Annotated in this window: 23 protein-coding genes; 19 read left to right on the top strand and 4 right to left on the bottom strand. The window is 69.9% G+C overall.

Translation table 11 applies throughout. The features are described 5' to 3' along the window. Positions 1-4: 4 nt before the first annotated feature. Positions 5-901, top strand: a complete 897-nt coding sequence (sucD, locus tag BLR46_RS06585; RefSeq protein WP_093250167.1) for a succinate--CoA ligase subunit alpha — start codon at positions 5-7, stop codon at positions 899-901. 66 nt (positions 902-967) lie between these two features. Here sucD and BLR46_RS06580 read toward each other — a convergent pair whose 3' ends face one another. Beyond that, a complete protein-coding gene (locus tag BLR46_RS06580) occupies positions 968-2,791 on the bottom strand; it encodes a hypothetical protein (protein ID WP_093250165.1) in 1,824 nt (607 codons plus the stop codon). Positions 2,792-2,878: 87 nt separating this feature from the next. Here BLR46_RS06580 and BLR46_RS06575 point away from each other — a divergent pair, with 87 nt between their 5' ends. The 7 genes from BLR46_RS06575 to BLR46_RS06545 all read left to right on the top strand — a co-directional run bounded on the left by BLR46_RS06575 (position 2,879) and on the right by BLR46_RS06545 (position 9,235). After that, entirely contained in the window at positions 2,879-4,150 is a 1,272-nt protein-coding gene (locus BLR46_RS06575) for a cell division protein PerM (RefSeq protein WP_093250163.1), read from the top strand. After that, on the top strand, positions 4,147-4,710 hold the full coding sequence (gene purN / locus BLR46_RS06570; protein WP_093250161.1) for a phosphoribosylglycinamide formyltransferase: 564 nt from the start codon (positions 4,147-4,149) through the stop codon (positions 4,708-4,710). Before BLR46_RS06575 ends, purN begins: the two co-directional genes overlap by 4 nt. Before the next feature lie 3 nt (positions 4,711-4,713). Beyond that, positions 4,714-6,273 carry a bifunctional phosphoribosylaminoimidazolecarboxamide formyltransferase/IMP cyclohydrolase gene (gene purH, locus BLR46_RS06565; protein WP_093250159.1) on the top strand — a complete coding sequence of 520 codons (1,560 nt, stop codon included), beginning with the start codon at positions 4,714-4,716 and terminating at the stop codon, positions 6,271-6,273. An 8-nt stretch (positions 6,274-6,281) separates the two neighbouring features. Beyond that, positions 6,282-7,133 (top strand): bifunctional methylenetetrahydrofolate dehydrogenase/methenyltetrahydrofolate cyclohydrolase, encoded by an 852-nt coding sequence (locus BLR46_RS06560; RefSeq protein ID WP_093250156.1) that lies wholly within the window; start codon positions 6,282-6,284, stop codon positions 7,131-7,133. After that, on the top strand, positions 7,126-7,437 hold the full coding sequence (locus BLR46_RS06555) for a DUF3017 domain-containing protein (RefSeq protein WP_093250153.1): 312 nt from the start codon (positions 7,126-7,128) through the stop codon (positions 7,435-7,437). The genes BLR46_RS06560 and BLR46_RS06555 overlap by 8 nt, the downstream gene beginning before the upstream one ends. 84 nt (positions 7,438-7,521) lie before the next feature. Next, complete coding sequence (locus tag BLR46_RS06550; RefSeq protein WP_093250786.1) at positions 7,522-8,169, top strand: vitamin K epoxide reductase family protein; 648 nt, start codon at positions 7,522-7,524, stop codon at positions 8,167-8,169. Between the two features lie 76 nt (positions 8,170-8,245). Beyond that, positions 8,246-9,235, top strand: a complete 990-nt coding sequence (locus BLR46_RS06545; RefSeq protein WP_093250152.1) for a malate dehydrogenase — start codon at positions 8,246-8,248, stop codon at positions 9,233-9,235. A gap of 71 nt (positions 9,236-9,306) precedes the next feature. Here BLR46_RS06545 and BLR46_RS06540 read toward each other — a convergent pair whose 3' ends face one another. From BLR46_RS06540 to BLR46_RS06530, 3 genes are all read right to left on the bottom strand, one after another. Next, on the bottom strand, positions 9,307-9,753 hold the full coding sequence (locus tag BLR46_RS06540; RefSeq protein ID WP_093250149.1) for a cupin domain-containing protein: 447 nt from the start codon (positions 9,751-9,753) through the stop codon (positions 9,307-9,309). A 123-nt stretch (positions 9,754-9,876) separates the two neighbouring features. Beyond that, positions 9,877-11,493 (bottom strand): solute symporter family protein, encoded by a 1,617-nt coding sequence (locus BLR46_RS06535; protein ID WP_425441380.1) that lies wholly within the window; start codon positions 11,491-11,493, stop codon positions 9,877-9,879. Further along, entirely contained in the window at positions 11,490-11,876 is a 387-nt protein-coding gene (locus BLR46_RS06530) for a DUF485 domain-containing protein (protein ID WP_093250145.1), read from the bottom strand. The genes BLR46_RS06535 and BLR46_RS06530 overlap by 4 nt, the downstream gene beginning before the upstream one ends. A gap of 167 nt (positions 11,877-12,043) precedes the next feature. On the opposite strand from BLR46_RS06530, the gene purU reads away from it, so the two are divergent. The 11 genes from purU (at position 12,044) to BLR46_RS06475 (ending at position 24,677) form a co-directional block, all read left to right on the top strand. Continuing rightward, positions 12,044-12,883: a formyltetrahydrofolate deformylase gene (purU, locus tag BLR46_RS06525; RefSeq protein WP_093250142.1), complete on the top strand. Its 840-nt coding sequence runs from the start codon at positions 12,044-12,046 to the stop codon at positions 12,881-12,883. 4 nt (positions 12,884-12,887) lie between these two features. Further along, positions 12,888-14,192, top strand: coding sequence for a hemolysin family protein (locus BLR46_RS06520; protein WP_093250130.1), 1,305 nt, complete (start codon positions 12,888-12,890; stop codon positions 14,190-14,192). Further along, complete coding sequence (locus BLR46_RS06515; RefSeq protein ID WP_093250127.1) at positions 14,185-15,390, top strand: phosphotransferase family protein; 1,206 nt, start codon at positions 14,185-14,187, stop codon at positions 15,388-15,390. Before BLR46_RS06520 ends, BLR46_RS06515 begins: the two co-directional genes overlap by 8 nt. A 97-nt stretch (positions 15,391-15,487) precedes the next feature. Next, on the top strand, positions 15,488-16,627 hold the full coding sequence (locus BLR46_RS06510; RefSeq protein ID WP_176761688.1) for a BMP family lipoprotein: 1,140 nt from the start codon (positions 15,488-15,490) through the stop codon (positions 16,625-16,627). 138 nt (positions 16,628-16,765) lie between these two features. Further along, a complete protein-coding gene (locus tag BLR46_RS06505; RefSeq protein WP_245701561.1) occupies positions 16,766-18,316 on the top strand; it encodes an ABC transporter ATP-binding protein in 1,551 nt (516 codons plus the stop codon). Beyond that, on the top strand, positions 18,309-19,535 hold the full coding sequence (locus BLR46_RS06500) for an ABC transporter permease (RefSeq protein ID WP_245701559.1): 1,227 nt from the start codon (positions 18,309-18,311) through the stop codon (positions 19,533-19,535). Before BLR46_RS06505 ends, BLR46_RS06500 begins: the two co-directional genes overlap by 8 nt. Next, positions 19,532-20,827, top strand: coding sequence for an ABC transporter permease (locus BLR46_RS06495; protein WP_093250122.1), 1,296 nt, complete (start codon positions 19,532-19,534; stop codon positions 20,825-20,827). The genes BLR46_RS06500 and BLR46_RS06495 overlap by 4 nt, the downstream gene beginning before the upstream one ends. A 1-nt stretch (position 20,828) precedes the next feature. Then, complete coding sequence (locus BLR46_RS06490) at positions 20,829-21,233, top strand: cytidine deaminase (RefSeq protein WP_218118372.1); 405 nt, start codon at positions 20,829-20,831, stop codon at positions 21,231-21,233. Between the two features lie 34 nt (positions 21,234-21,267). Then, on the top strand, positions 21,268-22,329 hold the full coding sequence (locus BLR46_RS06485) for an adenosine deaminase (protein ID WP_093250120.1): 1,062 nt from the start codon (positions 21,268-21,270) through the stop codon (positions 22,327-22,329). Beyond that, entirely contained in the window at positions 22,319-23,218 is a 900-nt protein-coding gene (locus BLR46_RS06480; RefSeq protein ID WP_093250118.1) for a ribonuclease HI family protein, read from the top strand. Before BLR46_RS06485 ends, BLR46_RS06480 begins: the two co-directional genes overlap by 11 nt. A gap of 64 nt (positions 23,219-23,282) precedes the next feature. After that, on the top strand, positions 23,283-24,677 hold the full coding sequence (locus BLR46_RS06475) for an ABC transporter substrate-binding protein (RefSeq protein WP_093250115.1): 1,395 nt from the start codon (positions 23,283-23,285) through the stop codon (positions 24,675-24,677). Positions 24,678-24,689: the final 12 nt, after the last annotated feature.

Here is a 24,689-nt window from a genome sequence, read left to right as displayed (position 1 = left end):
ACCGATGGCCATCTTCATTGACGAGTACAGCCGCGTCATCGTCCAGGGCATGACGGGGCGCGAGGGCCGCAAGCACACCCAGCGCATGATCATGTCCGGCACCCGGGTCGTCGGGGGCGTCACGCCCGGCAAGGGCGGCGAGTCCGTGCTGTTCGAGGAGGACCCGGTGCCGGTGTTCAACTCGGTGGCCGAGGCCATGGACGCCACCCGCGCCAACGTCTCCGTCATCTTCGTCCCGCCGAAGTTCGCGAAGGCCGCGGTCCTCGAGGCCGTGGAGGCGGGCATCGAGCTCGTCGTCGTGATCACCGAGGGCATCCCCGTGCACGACACCGTGGAGTTCGTCGCCGCGGCGAAGGCGGGGGGCAAGACGCGCATCATCGGGCCGAACTGCCCGGGGCTCATCTCTCCCGGACGCTCCAACGTGGGCATCATCCCCGCCCACATCTCGGGCTCGGGCCGGATCGGGCTGGTGTCCAAGTCCGGCACGCTGACCTACCAGATGATGTTCGAGCTGCGCGACCACGGCTTCTCCACGGCCGTGGGCATCGGTGGCGACCCGGTCGTCGGCACCAAGCACATCGACGTCCTGCAGGCCTTCGAGCACGACCCGGACACCGACGTGATCGTCATGATCGGCGAGATCGGCGGCGACGCGGAGGAGCGGGCGGCGGCCTACATCCAGGAGCACATCTCCAAGCCCGTCATCGGATACGTCGCGGGCTTCACCGCGCCGCCCGGCAGGACGATGGGCCACGCCGGCGCCATCATCACCGGCTCCGCCGGCACGGCGGCCGCGAAGAAGGAGGCGCTGGAAGCGGCGGGCGTCCGCGTCGGCGAGACGCCGTCGCAGACGGCCCAGCTCGTGCGCGACACCATCGCGGAGCTGCGCACCCGGCGCTGACCACCGAGCCGACCAGCAGGGGCTCCCGCCGGATGGCGGGAGCCCCTGTTCGTCTTCCTCGTCCCGTCAGGACTGGGTGAGGCGCACGCGTGCGCGCTGGGCCACCCAGGCGAGGTTGGCGTCCGTGAACCGGTAGCCGTCGGTGACCGTGGCCATCAGGTACGCGACCTTGTTGCCCTGGGGCACCAGCGCGACCTGGTAGGCGATCGCCCCGTTGCCGGTCTCGCGGCGCAGGTTGTAGGCCCGGATTCCGTTGCCCGCGTCGATCGCCGACACCTCGGTGCCGAGCACGCGGTCGCCGCAGCTCGCGATGTTGTCGGCGATCGTCTTCGCGAACAGTCCGGCGGTGGCGTCGTCGGCCAGCGTGAAGACCATCTCGTCGAGTCCGAACTGGTCGGGGCGCTGGTCGTCCTGGGTCATGAGGTAGGTGTTCTGGAGGCGCTCGGTGGGGCCCGCGGCGGTGGCGAGCGTCAGGTTCTCGCACCCGTTGCCGCGGCTGGTGAGCGCCGCCGGCTGCTGCGCCGTCCAGCGCCCCACGCCCGCGCGCATGCGGGGCAGATCGGCGGGGATCAGCCAGCCGACCGGGTCGGCCGGGGGTACGACGCCTGCGGTGACCTCGACCGCGCCTGCGAGCCCCTGGCCGACGCTGCTGCGCAGCGAGTCCGTCGACCGCTTCACGGCCTCGACGACGCTCGTCGTCGGGACCGCCTGGCCGTTGCTGAATGCGTCGGTCATGGAGAGGATGTTGCCGACCCGGGTCAGCAGGAGGTTGTGGTACTGCGGTTGCTGGTTCTCGTAGAGGACCGTGACTTGGTAGGCCTCGTCGGCGAGCCCCGCGACGTTGTCCGAGGACATGATGCGGCTCGGCACCTCGCTGCAGTCGGCGATGATGGCCCGCCTGGCGGTCATCGCCTCCTTGGCCGCCTCCTCGGTGGGGTAGGCGTCGAGCTGGTGGAGGACCGCGAGTTGGTTGTCCTGGGTGGAGCCCAAGGTCCGTTGCAGGGAGCTGAGCCGCTCGGTGCTGGAGACCTCGGTGCTGAAGCAGGCCGCGCGGGCGGTGTGTTCCTCCACGGAGGTGGTGGTGTTGGTGATGGCCCACGTGGCGTTCGCGTCGAGCGCCTTCGCGTCGGCCTCGGTGAGCAGGTCTGCCTGCGTGACGCGCGGCATGGTCGACTGGCTCACACCGGGGGAGGGCGAGGCGGATACCGAGGGCTCGGAGGTCGGCGCCGAGTAGTAGCCGACGACGCCCGCACCGACTGCCATGAGGGCGACGCCGAGGCCGGCGATGACGAAGGACCGGGCGTGCGCGGTCCACCACGAGCCGCGATCCCCGGCCGCGACCGGCGGCGTGGTCGGCGACACGGGCGAACCGGGGCTGCCGTCGCCGGGGCCGGCAGCTGCCGGCGAAGGCTCGACGGGGGACGGCTCGGGCTTGGTGGCGTCGGCCTCCCGTGCTTCGCCCTGCGGCGACGCGGGCCAGAGCGGTTCCTGGCCCGGCGGGGCTGCGGGCGGGGGTTCGGGTGGGGTGTTGGAACTGAGGGCCGAACGACGGGGGCGGGGGCCGGGACCGTCGTAGAACCCCTCGGCGCGACCGGGCAGCACCGGGGCCGGGATCAGGGTCTCGGAAGGCCGGGCGAACCGGCGCGGCATGTCGAAGCGCTCGGTCGGGTCGAAGTCGGGGCCGCGGGCGGCCCCCTCGCCGGACGGTTCCCCGTCGTCGGGCTCGTCGGCCGAACGTCGCGCCCCACCGCTGCCCGGCCTGGCGAAGGGGCTGGTGGCCTCGGCCGCCTCGGTGGCGTCGATCGGGGAGTGTCCTGGCGTCGGCTCCGAATCGTGCGCGCTATCGTCTGAACCGAACGCCCGGCGTGGGCGTACCGCGTCGTCAGACATTCCGCATTGCCTTCCTGCTCCGGGAGCTCTAGGCAGACAGATTACAGGCCATCGCGAGACCACGGTGATCGGAAACGAGGAGGACCAGTGGCTGACCTGACCCGAACGGTCGCCGTCGACGTGGACGAGCAGCCCGCGCCGCCCAGGCGCGAGTTCACCTGGCCATGGCCGTTGCCCGCGGTGCTGGGTGCCCTGGGCGTCGCGCTCGCGGGCTGGGTGCTGCTCGGTGGCACGGCCACGGTGGTGTGGCTGGCGTCCGCCGACGAGTCGCTCGCGGAGGCCCTCGAGCTCGCCACGCGCGTCTTCGCGCTCGCACATGGGGCGCCGGTGGAGTTGGCGGGCCAGCGCGTGACGCTGGTGCCGCTCGGGCTCACCTTCGTGCTTGTGTTCCTCGCCCTGCCGGTGGTGGGCTTCGCGGCCCGGCTCGCCGCGGGTCGCGACGTCGAGCCCGGCGGGGACGGGGCGGTCCACGCCGACCCGGACCGGATCATCTGGTGGGTGGGCGGCACCTACGCCGCAACCTACACGCTCGCCGTCACCGCGGTCACCGGGGCCGTCGTCGGGGGGCCGGCCGCCGCCTCGGCCCTCGTGGGCAGCGGCCTGGTCGGGCTCGTCGCGGGTCTGTGGGGCGCCGCGAACGGGCTCGGCCACGATCCGACGAGCCGCTGGCCCGGATGGGTCCGTGCCGTGCCCCGCGCGATGGGTGTGGCGCTGGCCATGCTGCTGGCCGGCGGTGCGGTCGCGCTCGGTCTGGCCCTCTACGCGGGGAGGGGGCGCGTCGGGGCGATCACCGAGTCGCTGGATCCGGGGGTCGTGGGGCTCGTCGCCCTCGCCGTCCTGCACCTCATCTACCTCCCCAACCTGGTCCTCTGGGCGGTGTCGTGGCTGCTCGGCGCCGGGGTAACGCTCGGCGACGGGTCGCTCCTCTCGCTGGTGATCTCCGACGTGGGCATGCTGCCTGCCATCCCCGCCCTCGGGGCGGTGCCGGAGCCCGGTCTGGCATCCCAGGGGAACCTGTGGTGGCTCGCCATCGGCGTGGTCGCCGGTGCGCTGGCCGCGCTCGTCGTCACGCTGGCCCGGCCGCGGGCGAGGTTCGACGAGACCGCCCTCGTCGGGGCCTTGTCGGGGGTCCTGGCCGGGTTGCTGGTCACGGCCGCGGCGTCGGTGGCCAGTGGAGGCCTCGGCACCGACCGCCTCGCCCACATCGGCGCCCGCACCGGCCAGTTGGCGGTGTTCGCGCCCACGCTCCTGGGCCTCGCCGGGCTCGTCGCGGGGCTCGCGCTGGGCCTGTTGCGCAGGCCCGCACCCGCGGGGGGCGGCGCCCAGACGATCGACGAGGAAGAAGAGGGGGAGCGATGACGACCAGGGTGGTCCTGCTGGCGTCGGGCTCCGGCACGCTCGCGCAGGCGCTGATCGACGCCATCGACGCCGGGGAGGTGGACGCGCGCATCGTCGCGGTGGTCTCCGACAAGGTCGACGCCGGGGTCCTCGATCGTGCCCGCGCCCACGGCATCGAGGCCGTCGCCCACCCACTCACCAAGGGTGCGGACCGGGCCCGCTGGGACGCCGACCTCACCGAGCTCGTGGCGGGCTACGAACCGGACCTGGTGGCCTCGGCCGGCTTCATGAAGCTGCTGGGGGCGACGTTCCTCGCGCGGTTCGAGGGCCGGACGATCAACACGCATCCCGCCCTGCTGCCGAGCTTCCCGGGCATGCACGGGCCGCGGGACGCGCTCGCGGCCGGCGTGAAGATCACCGGCGCCACGGTCTTCGTGGTCGACGCCGGAGTCGACACCGGTAAGATCCTTGCGCAAGGTGCGGTGGAGGTGCTCGACGAAGACACCGTCGAAAGCCTCCACGAGCGCATCAAGGTGGTGGAACGGCGCCTGTTGGTGGACGTCGTGCGTGACTGGAGGTAGAAGATGACCGAACGCCGACCCCTGCAGCGGGCCCTGGTGAGTGTGTACGACAAGACCGGGCTCGTCGAGCTGGGTCAGCAGCTGGCCGAGGCCGGCGTCGAGATCGTCTCCACCGGCTCCACCGCCCGGGTGCTCGCCGAGGCGGGGGTGCCTGTCACCGGTGTCGAGGACGTCACCGGCTTCCCCGAGTGCCTCGACGGGCGCGTGAAGACCCTGCACCCCCGGATCCACGCCGGCATCCTCGCCGACCGCCGTCTCGAGGAGCACAACCGCCAGCTCGAGGAACTCGAGGTGGCACCCTTCGACCTGGTGGTCACGAACCTGTACCCGTTCGTCGAGACCGTGGCGTCCGGCGCGTCCGAGGACGAGACCATCGAGCAGATCGACATCGGCGGGCCCACGATGGTGCGCGCCGCAGCGAAGAACCACGCCTCCGTCGCGGTCATCACCTCCGCCGACCAGTACCCCGGGCTGTTCGAGGCGCTGGCGAACGGCGGCTACACGCTGGAGGAGCGCAAGCAACTCGCCGCGGCCGCGTTCGTGCACACCGCCACCTACGACGTCGCCGTCGCCTCCTGGATGGGCAACGTCGTCACCGACACGTCCGGCGGCTCCGGCTTTCCGGGCTGGGTGGGTGCCACCTGGGACAAGGTCGCGGACCTTCGCTACGGCGAGAACTCCCACCAGAACGCGGCCGTCTACCGCAACGGCTACGGCGACGCCGGCCTCGCGGGCGCGACGCAGTTGCACGGCAAGGAGATGAGCTACAACAACTACGTCGACGCCGACGCCGCGAGGCGGGCCGCCTACGACTTCGCAGAGCCGGCCGTCGCGATCATCAAGCACGCCAACCCCTGCGGCATCGCCGTGGGTGCCGACGTGGCGGAGGCGCACCGGAAGGCACACGCCTGCGACCCAGTCTCCGCGTTCGGCGGCGTCATCGCCGTGAACCGGCCCGTGAGCGTCGACATGGCTCGCCAGGTCTCCGAGGTGTTCACCGAGGTCATCGTGGCCCCCGACTACGAGGACGGCGCCGTGGAGGTGCTGGCCGCCAAGAAAAACCTGCGCATCCTCGTCGCCGACGCGGCCCGCAACAGCGGCATCTCCCTGCGGGAGATCGACGGCGGCATGCTGCTGCAGGAGACGGACGCCATCGATTCCGAGGGTGACGCCCCGACCAACTGGCAGCTGGTCTCGGGCGAGGCCGCCGACGAAGCCACGCTGCGCGACCTCGAGTTCGCCTGGCGGGCGGTGCGCGCGGTGAAGTCGAACGCCATCCTGCTCGCCGCCGACGGTGCGTCGGTGGGCGTCGGCATGGGGCAGGTCAACCGCGTCGACTCCTGCCACCTCGCCGTCGACCGCGCCGGGGACCGCGCGCGCGGTTCCGTCGCCGCGTCGGACGCGTTCTTCCCGTTCGCGGACGGCGCCCAGGTGCTGATCGACGCGGGCGTGAAGGCGATCGTGCAGCCCGGCGGCTCCGTCCGGGACAAGGAGGTCGTCGAGGCGGTCGCCGCCGCTGGCATCACCATGTACTTCACCGGCACCCGCCACTTCTTCCACTGAGGAGCGCCATGACCGCCAAGACCCTCGACGGCAAGCTGACCGCCGCCGCGATCAAGGCCGAGCTGACCGAGCGCGTGGCGCGGCTGCGGGACCGTGGCGTCCTGCCCGGACTGGCGACGGTCCTCGTCGGCGACGATCCCGCCAGCCACAGCTACGTCCGGATGAAGCACCGCGACTGCGAGCAGGTGGGCATCAACTCCATCCGCGTCGAGCTGCCCGCCGCCGCGACCGCCGCGCAGGTGGAGGAGGCGATCGTCGGCCTCAACGAGAACGACGCCTGCACCGGCTACATCGTGCAGCTGCCGATCCCGAAGCACCTCGACGAGAACTGGGCGCTCTCGCTGATCGACCCGGACAAGGACGCCGACGGGCTGCACCCGATCAACCTCGGCCGCCTGGTGCTCAACGAGCCCGCCACGCTGCCCTGCACCCCGCGCGGCATCGTCGAATTGCTGAAGAGGCACGGCGTCGAGTTGCGCGGCGCGGAGGTGTGCGTGATCGGGCGCGGCGTGACCGTGGGGCGCCCGCTCGGGCTCATCCTCACCCGCCGCAGCGAGAACTCCACCGTGACGCTCTGCCACACGGGGACCCGCGACCTCGCCGACCACACCCGCCGGGCGGACATCGTCATCGCCGCGGCCGGCGTGCCCGGGATGGTGACCGCCGACATGATCCGGGAGGGCGCGGTGTGCGTCGACGTGGGCGTGAGCCGCGTCGACGGCGTCACCACCGGCGATCTCGCCCCGGACGTGTGGGAGAAGGCCGCGTGGGTCACGCCCAACCCCGGTGGCGTCGGCCCCATGACCCGGGCCATGCTGCTGAGCAACGTGGTCGACCGGGCCGAAGCGCTGCATGCCTGACCGGCCGCCGATGGCGGACCAGCCCGACCGGCCGGCGGAGGCGTTCCCGAGCACCCTGTGGCCCCTGCTCGTCGTGCTGCTCATGGTGGGCGTCGGCGTCGTGTACGGCGCCTTCGAGCACTGGCGCCGCGCGACGGTCGCCGTCGGCGGGGCGATGGGCGTGGCGGGGTTCCTGCGCCTCGTCCTGCCGCCCCGGGTGGCCGGACTGCTGGTGGTGCGCCGCAAGGCGTTCGACGTGACCGTCTACCTCTTCCTGTCGGTGGCCATCGTGATCGTCGCGTTCGTCGTGCCTCCGGCGCGCTGACGCGAGTGAACGACGGGTTGCCACCAGTTCCGGGCCGCGGACGCCGTCCTTGCGCCGGCGGGTTATTCTCTGTGCGTGCAGGACATGGACACCCGCGACCGGGACGCTGACGACTACGCCGATTCCGTGTTGGACGGCCCGACCCCCAGGGACCGACATCTGCTCTTCGGGGAGATGCTGGTCTTCGCCATCATCTCGCTGGTGGCGTCCTTCGTCCTCTCCTACGACGCGGTGCTCCTTGCGGCCAACCCGGACGTCGCGCTCGCATGCTCAATCAACTCGGTCTTCGACTGCGCCGAGGTGGGCCGGAGCTGGCAGGCGCAGGTGTTCGGCTTCCCGAACGCGTTCCTGGGCCTCATCTCCGAGCCGGTGGTCATGACGATCGCCGTCGCCTCGCTCGCCGGGGTGCGCTTCCCCCGCTGGTTCATGATGACGGCCAACGCGGTGTACCTGCTCGGCGTGATCTTCGCCTACTGGCTGCTGTACCAGTCCACCTTCGAGATCGGCGCCCTTTGCCCGTGGTGCATCACGGTCACGATCGCGACGACGTTCGTCTTCTACTCGATGACCTACTGGAACATCCTCGAGGGCAACATCCCGTGGTCCGCCGAGACGCAGGCCAAGGCCCTCCGCTTCGCCCGCGGCGGCTGGCTCACCATCGCGCTGATCGCCTGGCTCGCGATCGTCGTCGTCATGGAAGTGGCCGTCTGGGTGCTGCCGCCGCTGGGCTGAGGCCGGTTCACGCGCCCCTCGCGGGGAGCGGTAGAGTCGGGGTCGTACGTCGACCCTTTCTGAGAGGAACCCGATAGTGAGCACTGCCGCTCCCGTGAAGATCGCCGTGACCGGCGCAGCCGGCCAGATCGGCTACAGCCTGTTGTTCCGCATCGCCAGTGGCGCGGTGCTGGGCGACACCCCCGTCGAGCTGCGACTGCTCGAGATCACCCCGGCGCTGAAGGCGCTCGAGGGCGTCGTGATGGAGCTCGACGACTGCGCCTTCCGGACGCTCGCCGGCGTCGAGATCGGCGACGACCCGAAGAAGGTCTTCGAGGGCGCCAACCTGGCAATGCTCGTCGGTGCCATGCCGCGCAAGGCCGGCATGGAGCGCGGCGACCTGCTGAGCGCCAACGGCGCCATCTTCACCCAGCAGGGGCGTGCGCTCAACGACGTGGCGGCCGACGACATCAAGGTGCTGGTGACCGGCAACCCGGCCAACACCAACGCGCTCATCGCAATGACCAATGCGCCCGACATCCCGAACGAGCGCTTCAACGCCCTGACGCGCCTCGACCACAACCGGGCGCTGTCGCAGCTGGCCGCGAAGGTCGGCCGCCCGGTCACCGCCATCCAGCACATGACCATCTGGGGCAACCACTCCGCCACCCAGTACCCCGACCTGTTCAACACGCTGGTCGACGGCCAGAGCGCCGCCGAGCTCGTGAACGACCAGGAGTGGCTGGAGCAGACCTTCATCCCGACCGTCGCCAAGCGCGGCGCGGCCATCATCGAGGCCCGCGGCCTGTCGTCGGCGGCCTCCGCCGCCAACGCGACGATCGAGCACATGCGCGACTGGGTCGGCGGCACGCCGGAGGGCGACTGGGTGTCGATGGCCGTCCCGTCCGACGGCTCCTACGGCGTCCCGGAGGGCCTCATCTCGTCGTTCCCGTGCACCGTCACCGACGGCAAGTACGAGATCGTGCAGGGGCTCGAGATCAACGAGTTCTCCCGCGCCAAGATCGACGCCTCCGTGGCGGAGCTCGAGGACGAGCGCAAGGCCGTCACCGAGCTGGGCCTCATCTGACCCGTTGACGACGGAACCCCCGGCGAGCGCATGCTCGCCGGGGGTTCTGCGTCCGGTCGGTCAACCGTGGGTCAGCTGGGCTGCTCGGTCCAGCGCGGCGGGACGTCGGAGCCGACCTCCTCGGCGTGCTCCGCCTCTTCCTTCGTCCTGTGGACGATGCCGTAGGAGTGGTGGACGGGCGCGTAGATCGTGTACAGGCTGATGGGCTCGTCACCGGTGTTGCGGACGTCGTGCCAGGTGCCGGCGGGCACCTGGATGCTCCAGCCGTCGGACACCTCCTGCTCGAAGTCGAGCTTGTCCTTCTCCGGCCCCATCACGCACACGCCCTTGCCGCCGTCGATGCGCAGGAACTGGTCGGTCTCCTCGTGGACCTCGAGCCCGATCGACTCGCCCGGCGGGATCGACATGAGGGTGACCTGGAGGAAGTGGCCGGTCCAGACGACCCGTCGGTAGACATCGGTCTGGAGCGCCGCCTCCTCGATGTTGAAGGCGTTGGGCCTGGGTCCGTGGTCTTCCATGGATGCTCCTTTCGTCGCTTTCCACCATGTTGTCAGCACCCCGGTCCACCCGTCCGCGGAACCGGGAAAAGGCCGCGGGCGCCGCGTCCCCCGGGGAGGGAGCAGCGCCCGCGGGTTCGGGGGTCAGTGGTCGAGTGCGCCCTCGGCGCCGGCTCCGGTCATGGAGCGGACCTCCATCTCGGCGGCCTTGTCGGCGAACCGGTCGCCGTCGGGCTTCACGACGGAGCCCAGCCAGCCGAGGAAGAACCCGAGCGGCACGGAGACCAGCGCGGGGTTGTCGAGCGGGAACCAGGCGAAGTCCACGCCCTCGCCCAGCATCGACGTCGGCGAGCCGGAGACGGCGGGGGAGAAGGCGATCAGGATCAGCGCCGAGAACAGGCCTCCGTAGATCGACCACGTCGAGCCGGCCGTGGAGAACTTCTTCCAGTACAGGGAGTACAGGATCGACGGGAGGTTGGCGGAGGCGGCGATCGCGAAGGCGAGCGCCACCAGGAACGCCACGTTCTGGTCCTTGGCGAAGATGCCGCCGGCGATGGCGAGGATGCCGATCACGAGCGAGGTGATCCGCGCCACCTTGACCTCCTGCGCCGGATCGGCCCTGCCGTCCTTCATCACGGAGTTGTAGATGTCGTGGGCGAAGGACGCCGACGCGGTGATCGTCAGGCCGGCGACGACCGCGAGGATGGTGGCGAAGGCCACACCGGCGATCACGGCCATGAGCACCGTGCCGCCCAGTTCGTAGGCGAGGGCCGGGGCGGCGGCGTTGGCGCCACCGGGCATGCCGGCGATCGCGTCGGGGCCGACGAGCCACGCCGCGCCGTAGCCCAGCACCATCGTGAAGATGTAGAAGGCGCCGATGAGCGCGATGGCCCAGGTCACCGAGCGGCGGGCCTCCTTCGCGGTGGGCACCGTGTAGAAGCGCATCAGCACGTGCGGCAGGCCTGAGGCGCCCAGGACGAGGGCGATGGAGAGCGAGATGAAGCCGAGCGGGTTGTTGCCGTAGCGGCTCATCGGCTCGAGGATCGCCTCGCCGATGCCCCGCTCGTCCGTCATGTGGCGGGCCACGGCCTCGGAGAGCAGCGCGGAGAGGTTGAAGCCCTTGAGCGCGAGGATCCAGATGGTCATGATGAGGACGCCGGTGATCAACAGGATCGCCTTGATCATCTGCACCCACGTGGTGCCCTTCATGCCGCCGATCAGCACGTAGCCCACCATGATGGTGCCCACGATGGCGACGACGACGTTCTGGCCGAGGTCGTTCTCGATGCCGAGCAGCAGCGACACGAGGCTGCCTGCGCCGGCCATCTGGGCCAGCAGGTAGAAGAACGAGACGGCCAGCGTGGACACCGCGGCGGCCATGCGGACCGGCTTCTGCTGCATCCGGAAGGAGAGCACGTCGGCCATCGTGTACTTGCCGGTGTTGCGCAACGGCTCGGCGACGAGCAGGAGCGCGACCAGCCAGGCGACGAAGAAGCCGATGGAGTACAGGAAGCCGTCGTAGCCGTACAGCGCGACGGCGCCGACGATGCCGAGGAAGGACGCCGCCGAGAGGTAGTCGCCGGCGATGGCGAAGCCGTTCTGGCGGCCGCTGAACTGCGCGCCACCGGTGTAGAAGTCGCCGGCCTTCTTCTTGGCGCTGCCCTGGGAGACCCGGATGACGATGGTCATGGTGACCACGACGAAGACGGCGAAGATGGAGATGTTGATGATCGGGTTGCCGACCGTTTCGAGGGCGATCACAGTGCGCTCCCTTCGAGGTCCTCACGCAGCCTGGCCGCGATGGGATCGACCTTCTTGTTCATGTGGCGGATGTAGAGCCAGGTGATGAGGAACGTGGTCACGAACTGCAGGAGCCCGAGGATGAGCCCGAGCGTGACCTCGCCGAAGACCTTGATGGACATGAAGCCCGGTGCGAACACCGACAGGCCGACGTACAGTGCGTACCAGACGATGAACGCCACCGTCATCGGGAAGGCGAAGCCGCGGAAGACTCGTCGCAGTTCGCGGAAGTCGTCCGACCCCTGTACCCGGCGGAACTCCGCCGTGGGAATCTGACCCTTGCCGGGGGGTTGCCCGTGGGCTCCCGGCAGGTCCGCGTCGGGATGGTGGACAGAGTTGGCCATGGGTACTCCTTCGTCCCAGAACGTCGTTGCAACGCAACCTATCGGAGGTAGCCTGCCCCAAAAGCGGGTCACTTACAAGAGCCTTCGTATATCTTTTTCGCGGATCGTATATGGTCCCCGTTTCCGGTCCAGAACGGGCGCGAAGCCATTTGCAATACAGTGTGGCCATGTCCGAACTTGTCCTGACGTTGCAGTGCCCTGACCGGCCCGGCATCGTCCATGCCATCACCGCGGCGATCGTCGCCGCGGGCGGCAACATCACCGAACTCCAGCAATTCAGTTCGCCCGATTCCGGGCAGTTCTTCACGAGGATCGAGGTGCAGGGCTCGGATGCCGCGGAACTGCGGGAGGCGGTGGGGGTGCAGACGGCCGAGTTCGGCGCCAGCTTCCACGTCGACGACGCGACGAGGAGGACCCGCACGCTGATCCTCGCCTCCAAGGCCGGCCACGCACTCAACGAGCTGCTCTACCGCACGCACTCCGGCACGCTGCCCATCGAGGTGGTGGGCGTGATGGCCAACCACGACGTGCTCGCCCCCATGGCGCGGTTCTACGGGGTGCCCTTCGAGCACCGCTACGTGACGCCGGAGTCGAAGCCCGACTTCGAGGCGGAGATCCGCCGCGTCGTCGATGAACAGGACGTGCAGCTCGTCGTACTGGCGCGCTACATGCAGATCCTGAGCCCCGAGCTCTGCGCCTTCCTCGAGGGCAGGGCGATCAACATCCACCATTCCTTCCTGCCCGGCTTCAAGGGTGCGAACCCCTACCGCCAGGCGCACACCCGGGGCGTGAAGCTCATCGGTGCGACGGCGCACTTCGTCACCGGCGACCTCGACGAGGGGCCCATCATCGAGCAGAACGTGGTCCGGGTGGACCACACGATGAGCGTGCCCAAGCTGGTGCAGAAGGGCCAGGCGCAGGAGTCGCAGACGCTCGCCGAGGCCGTGCGGCTCTTCGCCGAGCACCGGGTGCTCGCCGACGGTCACCGCACGGTGATCTTCCGGTAAGCCCATGTGGATGGACATCGCGCTCATCGCGCTCTTCATCGTCATCGGCGGCACGTTCGCGGCCGCCGAGATGGCGCTGGTCACCCTCCGCGACTCCCAGGTGCGCCAGCTCGCCACCAAGGGGAAGCGCGGCCGAGCCATCGAGCGGCTCACCCACAACCCGAACAACTTCCTGTCCGCGGTCCAGATCGGGGTCACCGTCTCGGGCTTCCTGTCCGCGTCGTTCGGCGCCTCGGCGATCGCACCGACGGTGGCGCCCTGGCTCGAGGGGCTGGGCGTGCCCGACGGGCTGTCCGACACCATCGCGCTGGTCGGTCTGACGCTGATCATCGCGTACTTCTCGATCGTGGTCGGCGAGCTCACGGCCAAGCGGCTGGCGATGCAGCGGGCGGAGACCTTCGCCCTCGCACTCGCCCCGCTCGTCTCGGGGATCGCGAGGCTCATGAAGCCGGTCATCTGGCTGCTGGACGTCTCGACCAACGCACTGGTGCGCATCCTCGGCGGCGATCCGGACCAGGCCCGCGAGGTCGTGACCGACGAGGAACTGCGGCAGATGGTTTCCAGCTCGGAGACGCTGGGCTCCGAGGAGCGGCGGATCGTCGACGAGGTCTTCCAGGCGGGGGAGCTGAGTCTCCGCGAGGTGATGGTGCCCCGGACCGAGGTGGACTTCCTGCCCGTGGACATGCCGATCCAGAAGGCCTACCGGGAGGTCCGCGGCGCGCCCCGGTCCCGCTACCCCGTCACGGAGGGTTCGGCCGACCGCGTGATCGGGTTCCTGCACGTCCGGGACCTCATGGACGTGGAGGGCACCGCGCGCGGCGGTGACCTGCGCAGCCTCGTCCGCCCGATCCTGAACCTCCCCGAGACCGTGAAGATCCTGCACGCCATGACGGCCATGCGGAAGGCCAGCTCCCACATCGCGATCGTCCGCGACGAATACGGCGGCACCGCGGGCATCGTCACCCTCGAGGACCTCATGGAGGAGCTGATCGGCGACATCACCGACGAGTACGACGTGGACCAGGTGCAGCGCCCCGAGATCGACCAGGTGGACGGCCTCACGACGATCGAGGAGTTCGCCGACCTCTCCGGGTTCGTGATCCCCGAGGGCCCCTACGACACGGTCGCGGGCTTCTTCATGACGGTCAAGGGCTCGCTGCCCGAACTCGGGGACACCGTGACTGTGCACCTCTTCCCCGTCCAGCCGTCCGACGACGAGGAACCCCGGGCGCTGACCTTCGAGGTCACCGAGATGGACGGCCGCCGCGCCGCCTGGTTCAAGCTGAAGCGGGAGGACGACGTTGCCTGACGACGGCGCCTCCCTCCTGACGGGGCCCGACGTCGCCCCGCTCCTGCAGGCCGCCGTCCGCCACGCGGGCGGTGAGCTCGTCCACTGGCAGCTGGACCACGTCGACCAGGCGCCCGAGCAGTCCACCACCGCCACCTACCTGGCGACGGTGCAGTGGCCGCACGGGCGACGCACCGAGTTGCTGGGGGTGTCGGCACGCTCCGGCGAGCTGCAGCCCAGCGACGCCAACGCGGAGATCTTCGCCGACGGCAACCGCCGCGTCGCCGTCTGGGTGTACCCGAACGACCCGGACCTCCCCGGTCTGGCGCGGGCCGCCTTCCCGGACCGCATGGCCGAGGTCCTGACCGCCGGGGGGCTCGCTCCGGCCCCGCTCACCGGGGACCAGCTCTCCCTGTCCATGATCGGCTACCGGCCGCGACGGCGCGCAGTGGTGAAGGTGCAGGTCGGGCCGCTCGTCTTCTACGTGAAGGTGCTCCGTGAACGGCACTTCCACGGGGTGCACCAGCGTCACCTGCTGCTGCGTGACGCGGGCATCCCCGCCCCCGAGGTGGCGATGACCACCGAGGACCACCTGCTCGTCACGCGGGAACTGCCGGGCGAGCCGCTGGCGCGCGCGCTGTTCGCGCCCGGCGACCCGTGCACTCCTGAGGCGCTCATCGAGCTGCTGGACTCCATGCCGGCCGCTGTCACCGGGCTGGAGCGTCGTCCGCCCTGGGCCGACGCGGCCGCCCACTACGGACGCCTCGTCATCGCCCCGTTGCCGGAGGCCACGAGCGACGTCGAGTGGCTCGTCGACAAGATCGAGCGCGGCCTCGCCGGCTATCCGCCGGGTGACGAGCCGACGCACGGGGACTTCCACGAGGGGCAGGTCCACGTGGCCGACGGCCGGGTGGTCGGGATCCTGGACGTGGACACGATCGGCCCGGGCCGACGCGCCGACGACCTCGCCTGCCTGATCGGCCACCTGTCGACGATCCAGCGGATGAACCCCGTCCAGGAGGCCAAGGTCCGCGAACTGCTGGCCCGCTGGGTGCCGGTCTTCGACCGGCGGGTCGACCCCGTCGAACTCCGGCTCCGTGCGGCCGCCGTGATCCTTTCACTGGCCACCGGCCCGTACCGCGGGCAGGAACCCGACTGGCGCGAGCAGACCCTTTCCATGGTGCGCGCCGCGATGGCGCTCGTGCAGCAGGTGGTCTAGGTCGCGGTCAGATAACGATTGGGGTGCCGGATTAGTTGTCGGATCATCACACGCAATAATCTCAATCAACCTGATTGCTTCCAAGGAGGAACAAAAAGTGAAGAAATCGCTAATGCGCGTCGGCGCGCTCGCCGCTGCGTCGCTGCTCGCGCTCAGCGCCTGTGCGGAACCGCCCGCCGAGAACACCGCCGCCCCTACCAACGACGCCAGCGCGACGGCCGGTGAGAGCTCCGCTCCCGCGGAGACCGAGAGCGAAGCCACCAACGCCGACTTCAAGGCCTGCATGGTCTCCGACTTCGGAGGCTTCGACGACAAGTCCTTCAACGAGACCTCGTACAACGGCCTGCTCCGCGCCGAGGAGGAGCTGGGCATCGAGGTCAACGAGATCGAGTCCAACGCCGAGTCCGAGTACGCCGGCAACATCCAGTCGATGATCGACGAGGGCTGCAACATCATCGTCACCGTCGGCTTCGCGCTGGCCAACGCCACCGAGGCCGCCGCCAAGCAGAACCCCGACGTCGACTTCGCGATCGTCGACTTCAACTCCTTCGAGGGCGTCGACAACGCGAAGGGCCTCCTGTTCAACGCGGCGCAGCCCGCCTTCCTGGCCGGCTACACCGCGGCCGCGATGACGGAGACCGGCGTAGTCGGTACCTTCGGCGGCGCCAAGTACCCGACGGTCACGATCTTCATGGACGGCTTCGACCAGGGCGTGAAGTACCACAACGAGACCAAGGGCACCGACGTCCAGCTGCTCGGCTGGAGCGAGGAGGCCCAGGACGGCCAGTTCATCGGCGGCAACGACCCGTTCGGTGATATCCCCGGTGGCAAGAACACGGCGTCGACCCTCATCTCGCAGGGCGCGGACATCATCATGCCCGTCGCCGGCCCCGCCGGCCAGGGTGCGCTCCAGGCGGCCCAGGAGTCTGGCGGCAAGGTCAACGCCATCTGGGTCGACACCGACGGCTACGAGTCGGCCTCCGAGTTCGGCAGCGTCATCATCACCTCCGTCGCCAAGGGCATGGACGTCGCCGTCTTCGAGGCCATCGAAGCCTCGATGAACGACGAGTTCACCTCCGAGGAGTACATCGGCACCCTCGAGAACGAAGGCGTCGCGCTCGCCCCGTTCCACGACTTCGAGGACGACCTGCCCGAGGGCCTCACGGCCGAGCTGGACGACCTGAAGGCCAAGATCATCTCCGGCGAGATCGAGATCACCTCTCCCTCGCAGCCGTGATCCTGCACTAGCCGGACGCCGCCTCTTGGCGGCGCCCGTCGGACGGGAGGGGCGCCCTCGGGTGCCCCTCCCGTTTCTCACTCGGCAACGGTGCCGAGCCACTATGTTTGTTACCGCCGACGACGGCGAGGAGGAACCTTGAGCACCACCACCCACAGCGCTCCAGTGCTGCACCTCGAGGGCATCACGAAGCGCTTCGGATCGTTGACCGCCAACGACTCCATCACGCTCGACATCACCCCCGGCCGGATCCACTGCCTCCTCGGCGAGAACGGCGCCGGCAAGTCCACCCTCATGAACGTCCTCTTCGGGCTGCTTGAGGCCGACGAGGGCCGGATCACGATCGGCGACCAGCCCCTGCTGGCGAAGGGCCCGAAGGAGGCCATGGACGCCGGCATCGGCATGGTCCACCAGCACTTCATGCTCATCCCCGTCTTCACCGTCGCGGAGAACATGGTGCTCGGCTCCGAGCCCGGCCGCGCCGGGTTGCTGAGCATCAGCGACGCCCGTGCGAGGGTCCGCGAACTCTCCGAGCGCTACAAGCTCGACGTCGACCCCGACGCCCTCGTGGAGGACCTCCCCGTGGGCCTCCAGCAGAGGGTCGAGATCCTGAAGGCGCTGGCCGGCGGCGCCCGCTACCTCATCCTCGACGAGCCCACCGCCGTGCTCACACCGCAGGAGATCGACGAGCTCATGGCCGTCATGCGGGCCTTGCGCGACGAGGGCCGCGCGATCGTGTTCATCACCCACAAGCTCCGGGAGGTGAAGGAGGTCGCCGACGACATCACCGTCATCCGCCGCGGCAAGGTCGTCGGCCAAGCCACGCCGGACGCCTCCGAGACCGAGCTCGCCTCGATGATGGTGGGCCGCGACGTGTCGCTCCAGGTGAGCAAGGCGCCCGCCCGGCCGGGCGAGCCGCGCCTCGTCCTCGACGGAGTCACCGTCGCCGCGCCGTCGGGGGCGGTCGCGGTGGACGACCTGTCGCTCACCGTGCGCGGCGGGGAGATCGTCGTCATCGCGGGCGTCCAGGGCAACGGCCAGACCGAACTCGCCGAGGCGCTGCTCGGCACGCTGCCCGTGGCGATCGGGACCGTCACCCTCGACGGCGTCGACATCACCGACGCGCCCCCGGCGGAGACGCTCAGAGCAGGGCTCGGCTACGTGCCCGAGGACCGGCGCCGCGACGGCTTCGTCGGCGAGTTCTCCATCGCTCAGAACCTGGTCATCAACAACCTCCGGGAATTCGCCAACCGCGGCAACCTGAGGCTCGACGCCATCGAGGCCAATGCGATCGAGCGGATCGAGGAGTTCGACATCCGCACGAGCTCGCACACCGCCCCCCTCAACTCGCTCTCGGGCGGCAACCAGCAGAAGGTGGTGCTGGCGCGGGAACTCTCGCGGGACCTCAGCCTCCTGCTGGCCAACCAGCCCACCCGAGGCGTCGACGTCGGCGCCATCGAGTTCCTCCACAAGCGCATCGTCGCCGAGCGTGACGCCGGCACCGCCGTGCTCATCATCTCCACGGAGTTGGAGGAGGTCGAGTCGCTGGCGGACAGCATCGCCGTGATGTACCGCGGCCGCATCGTCGGCATCGTGCCGCCGGACACGCCGCGCGAGGTGCTGGGCCTGATGATGGCCGGCGTGAGCTACGAGGACGCGATCGCGGGAAGGGAAGGCAGCGGTGAGTGAGGCCAAGCGCGTCGAGGAGGCGCCACCGAAGGACCACAAGCCCGAGACGAAGCCGAAGGCGTCGTACAGCAAGTGGCTGAACTCGGCGGCGGTGACCTTCTGGTCCCTCGTGCTGGCGTTCATCGTCGGCTCGATCGTGATGATCATCCTCGACCCCGAGGTGGGGGAGAAGTGGGGCTACTTCTTCGCCCGGCCGGGTGACGCGCTGGGCGCCTCGTGGGAGAAGATCTCGCTGACGTACATCTCCCTGCTCCAGGGCTCGTTCGGCTCGTGGGTGGCGTTCACCGAGACCACCGCGCAGGCGACGCCGCTCATCCTCGCCGGGCTCGGCATCGCGCTCGCCTTCCGGGCGGGCCTCTTCAACATCGGTGGCCAGGGCCAGGCGATCATGGGCGCCATCTGGGGCGCGTTCATCGGCTTCACCGTCAAGGGCCTGCCGCTGTTCGTGCACCTGCCGCTGGTGATCCTCGTCGGCGTGGCGATGGGCACCATCTGGGGCGGCATCGTCGGCTTCCTCAAGGCCAAGACCGGGGCCCACGAGGTCATCGTGACCATCATGATGAACTACCTCGCCGTCTACCTGCTGCAGTTCCTGCTGCAGCGGCCCGCGTTCATGGCGCCCGGCCGCAACGACCCCATCGGCCCCGTCGTGGAGTGGTCCGCGACGATGCCGCGCCTGGCCGGCAGCCGCCTCCACCTCGGCTTCCTGCTCGCACTGTTGGCGGTCGTGCTGGTCTGGTGGATCCTCGAGCGCACCACGCTCGGCCTCCGCATCCAGGCCGTGGGCCTGAACCCCCACGCCGCGGCGGTGGCGGGCATCAACGTCTCCCGGGTGACCATCGTCACCATGGCAATCTCCGGCGCCCTGGCCGGCATGGCCGGTGTGAACGCGGTCACCGCGCCGGAACTCATCACCAGCTTCCCGACCCAGCTCTCGGTCGGCATCGTCGGCGCGATCGGCTTCGACGCGATCACGGTCGCGCTCCTCGGGAGGTCGCGCCCCGTCGGCGTGCTGCTGGCAGGGCTGCTGTTCGGCGCGTTGAAGGCCGGCGCCCGCACGATGCAGGTGCGCGCCAACACGCCGTCGGACCTCGTCGACCTCATCCAGGCGCTGATCGTCCTGTTCGTCGCCGCGCCCGCCTTCGTGATGTGGGTGCTGCCGTTCCTGCGCCAGCGCAAGACCTCCCGTACCCCCAAGCCGAAGGCGGTGGCCGCATGAGCACCACGGTGATTCCCGACGCGCCCGTGAGGACCAGCAAGACCGTCGAGTCGCCGGCCAAGCGCCGGCAGCGGCTCTCCTCGGGCACGCTGATCGCGATCGTCGGCCTCCTTCTGGCCGTCGCCGCGTTCACGTCGACGGGTACGTCGCGGATCGCGCTCTCGGACGCCTTCGACGAGATCAAACTGCCCACCATCGAGGTGCCGGCCGTACCCGTGGTCGCGCTCGCTGCCGCGGTGCTGCTGTTCGTCGGCGGGTTCTTCGTCGCCAAGCGGGTCCCCAAGCCGTACTCCACCTGGCTGGGCGTCCTCGCGGGCGTCGCGCTGCTCGTCGGCTTCATCGTCTGGGTGGCCGCTGACGCGCCGCTGCCGTTCACGCTCACCAACCAGCTCAACGGCACGCTGCAGTACGCCACGCCGATCATGCTCGGCGCCATGTGCGGCGTCCTGTCGGAACGCGCCGGCGTCGTCAACGTGGCCATCGAGGGCCAGATGCTGACGGCCGCGTTCACCGCCTCCGTCGTCGCCGGCCTCACCAAGAACCTGTGGGCGGCGCTCTTCGCCGCTGTGCTGGCGGGGGTGCTGTCGGCGGTCCTGCTCGGCATCTTCGCGTTGAAGTACCTGATGGACCACGTCGTCCTGGGCGTCGTCATCAACCTGCTCGCGACGGGCTTCACGGGCTTCATGTTCCACCAGCTGGTGAAGGACAGCCCCGACCTGAACGCGGTGGCCGTCATGCAGCCGGTGGCCATCCCGGGGCTCAGTCAGCTGCCTTTCGTCGGGCCGATCCTGTTCGTGCAGCGGCCGCTGTCCTACATCGCCATCGTGTCGGTCGTGGTCGTCTGGTTCGTCCTCTACAAGACCAAGTGGGGCCTGCGGGTCCGCTCCGTCGGTGAGCACCCCCACGCGGCCGACACCGTGGGCATCAACGTGGTCGGCACCAAGTTCTCCTCGGTGCTGCTCGGCGGCGTCTTCGCGGGCCTCGGCGGCGCGTTCTTCACGATCGGCAACTCCGGCGCCTTCCAGACCACCGGGGTCACGGCCGGCAACGGCTTCATCGCGCTGGCGGCGGTGATCATGGGTCGCTGGCACCCGGTCCTGGCTGCCCTCATGGCGCTGTTCTTCGGGTTCTCGAGGCAGCTGGCGCAGACCGTGGGCCCGCTGCAGACGCCGATGCCCAGCGAGTTCCTCCAGGCCCTGCCCTACCTGATCACGATCATCGCCGTCGCGGGCCTCATCGGCCGTGTGCGCGGGCCGGCCGCGGACGGCGTCCACTACGTGAAGGGACACTGACGTGGCCGTGGACTGGGACGTCCTGCTCGAGGAGGCGCGCCGCATGACCCGGCTCGCCTACGTGCCCTACTCCGGGTATCCCGTGGGGGCGGCGGCGCTCGTCGACGACGGCAGGCTGGTCTCGGGCTGCAACGTGGAGAACGCCGGCTACGGCGTCACGCTCTGCGCCGAGTGCGGGCTGGTCTCGGAGCTCGCCAAGACGGGGGGCGGCCGCCTCGTCGCGTTCGTCTGCGTGAACGCCGACGGCGACGTGATCATGCCCTGCGGACGGTGCCGCCAGCTCCTGAGCGAGCACCGCTCGCCGGAGCTCACCGTACGGACTCCCGAGGGCGTGCTGCCGTTCGACCAGGTGCTGCCGCAGGCGTTCGGGCCGGGGGACATCGCGGCGGTCACGGGCCGCGCATAGCGGCGCCGCCACCAAAGGTCCTAGGGTGTAGCGCATGGATCTGGAACAGCTGAAGAGGCTGCCGAAAGTCGCCCTGCACGACCACCTCGACGGGGGACTCCGGCCGCAGACGGTCGTCGACCACCTGGGAGAGGTGGGGCACGAGATCCCCACCACGGACGCGGACCTGCTCGCCGAGTGGTTCTACGACGCCGCGAACTCCGGCTCGCTCGTGCAGTACCTGCAGACCTTCGACTACACCGTCGCCGCGATGCGGACCCGTGACCACCTGGTGCGCGTCGCCAGGGAGGCCGTTGAGGACCTTGCGGCCGACGGCGTCGTCTACGCCGAACTGCGGTACGCCCCCGAGCAGCACATCACCCGCGACCTCGGCCTCAGGGCCATCGTCGAGGCCGTCCGGGACGGCCTCCAGGAGGGCATGGACCTCGCCGCCGCGCAGGGCCGCACGATCCTCGCGAAGCAGATCGTCACGTCGATGCGACACGGGGACCCGACCAACGAGATCGCGGAGCTCGCGATCGAGTACCGCGACCAGGGCGTCGTCGGTTTCGACATCGCCGGAGCGGAGGACGGGTTCTCCGCGCACCGGTTCGTGAAGGTGTTCGAGTACCTGCGTCGCCACAACTTCCCCTACACGATCCACGCCGGCGAGGCGGTCGGGCCCGAGTCGATCTTCGACGCGCTCCAGATCTGTGCGGCCCGGCGCATCGGCCACGGGGTGCGACTCGTCGAGGACATCGAGCTGGGCGGGGACACGCCACGGTTCGGGCGTCTGGCGCAGTACGTCCTGGACCAGCAGATCCCGTTGGAGGTGTGCCCGTCGTCCAACCTGCAGACCGGCATCGCCGACGAGATCGCCCAGCACCCCGTCGGCGTGCTGCACGACCTCGGCTTCAACATCTCGATCAACTGCGACAACCGCCTCGTCTCCGGCACGACGATGTCGCGCGAGTTCGCGCTGGTGGCCGAGGCGTTCGGGTGGGGCCTGGACGACTTCCGCCGCATCACCGTCGAGGCGATGCGCGCGTCCTTCGCCCACCACGACGAGAAGCAGCGGCTCCTGGACGAGATCATCCTGCCGGGCTATGCCGGCTGAGATCGTCGCGGCCGCCGACGGCTCGTCGCTCAGCAACCCCGGCCCGGCCGGCTGGGCCTGGTACATCGACGACGACCATTGGGCCGCGGGCGGCTGGGAGCACGGCACCAACAACATGGCCGAGCTGATGGCCGTGCTCAACCTGCTCGAGTCGACGGTCGACGACCCGCGCCGGCTCCGCATCCTCTGCGACTCGCAGTACGTCATCAACTCGCTGACGAAGTGGCTGCCGGGCTGGAAGCGGCGCGGTTGGAAGAAGGGCGACGGCAAGCCGGTGCTCAACGTCGAGCTGATGAAGGCGCTCGACGAGGCGCTGCGCGGCCGCGAAGTGCAGTTCGAGTGGGTCAAGGGTCACGCCGGCCACCGGCTCAACGAGGCCGCCGACCTGCGCGCCCGCCGCGCCGCGGAGGCGTTCCAGGCGGGCCGGCGGCCGGACCCCGGGCCGGGGTTCCGCGGCGCGGTGCTGGAGGCCGCAGAGGCGCGGTTCTCGGTCGGGCAATCGGACCCGGAGCCGGACCTCTTCTCGCTCGGTGAGCCCGCGCCCCAGCCGCCCGCGACTCCCGGCACGGCGTCGCCGCGGGTCAAGGCGGTGCTCCTCAATCACACCCGACAACTGCTCGACAGCCGTACCCGCGCCGACGTGGCGAAGCTGGCTGAACTGCTGCACCCTGAGTTCGTCGCCCACACCGTCCGCGGCGTCGAGCGGGTCCTGGACGACGGGCCGTGGAGCCCGACGACGAGCGAGTTCGAGGTGCTGGCCGTCGACGCCTACGGTGACGACGTCGCCGGGATGCGGTGGCGGCACGACGGGAACCTCAGGTTCTCGCTCTGGCAGCGGACGCCCACGGGATGGCGGATGAGGTTTGCTCAGGTGACCCCGGGCGAATGACGTACAGGGATTTCTGACCTCGCCCGGGCGTACGATCCGGGCAACCACTAGGGAGGGAATCTCAATGAAGATCTTCAGGAATCCGAAGGGGCTGGCCGCGATCGGTGTCGCTTGCGTCCTCGCGCTCACGGCCTGCGGGGGCGGGAACGACGGGCCCGCGGACCCTGACGGTGAGGGCTCGGATGATGCGGGCAGCGGCGTCGACTTCGGGGGCGAGGCGTCCGGCACCCTCAAGACACTCGGCTTCAACCCGAGCGACGAGGTGGGCCTGTCCCGGTCGGACCTCGCCGCGGAGAAGCTGTCCGGCGTCACCGTCGAGATGGACACCGCCAACTTCGACCCTCAGAAGTTCGCCGCGCTCTCGGCCGCCGGCACGCTGCCCGACGTCGTCCAGATGGACCGGCAGTCCATCGCGACGTATGCGCAGCAGGGGCTGATCATGCCGATGGACGAGTGCTTCGCCTCGCAGGAGATCACCCCGGACGAGTACTGGTACCCCGCGGTGATCGGCGACGTCACCTACGACGGCTCCGTCTACGCCGCGCCGCAGTTCTTCCAGCCGTCGATCATCATCATCAACAAGGCGCTCACCGAGCCGGCGGGTGTGACCGCGGAGCAGTTCGACTCGTCGGACCCGGAGGCGCTCGTCGCGCTGGCGAAGCAGCTGACCGTGATGAACGGCGCCCAGCCCACCCAGCTCGGCTTCGACCCGGACATCCCGGGCTCCATCGTCACCTGGCTGACCGCGTTCGGCGGCAAGGTGATGGACGACGAGGGCAAGCCGACGCTCGACGACCCGGCCAACGTCGAGGCGATGAACTTCCTCATCGAGCTGTTCGACGCGCAGGGCGGCTACGCCGAGGTCACGTCGTTCAAGCAGACCTGGGACGTGTTCGGCGACCAGAACCAGTACGTGCAGAACCAGGTGGCCGCCGCGCTGTGGGCCCAGTGGTACATCAACGTGCTTTCCAACGTGAAGGACGAAGTGAGCCTCGACGCCCAGCCGCTGCGCGACGCCGACGGCAACCCGTTCGGCTACGCCGGTGGTAGCGCCCTGGCCATCCCGGCCAACGCCGAGAACCCCGTCGCCGCGTGCCAGTGGATCACGACGGTCACCAGCCTCGACGCCTGGAAGGCCGCCGGTGAGGCGCGTGCCCAGACGGTGGAGGAGAACGACGCGATCTTCACCGGCATCTTCACCGGCTCCCCGGAGGCGGACCAGGCCATCAAGGACGCGCACGTCGCGCCCAGCGGCAACGAGGACTTCGACAAGCTGATCGAGACGGCCTACTCGGTGCTCGAGGACACGCGCACGTTCGGCGGTTCGCCGGTCGGTGCCCCGATCGACGAGGCCATCAAGCAGGCCGCCGGTGCGGCGATGGGTGGCGAGAAGTCCGTTGAGCAGGCGCTGGCCGACGCGCAGGCGCAGGCGATGAACGAGTGGGACAGCCTCGGCTGACCTCGCGGCACA

Origin of the sequence: Tessaracoccus oleiagri, from assembly GCF_900103275.1 — a bacterium.
Classification (GTDB): Bacteria; Actinomycetota; Actinomycetes; order Propionibacteriales; family Propionibacteriaceae; genus Arachnia; species Arachnia oleiagri.
Note: the sequence above shows the minus strand (reverse complement) of the source record. Positions and strands in the feature narration are given on the sequence as shown.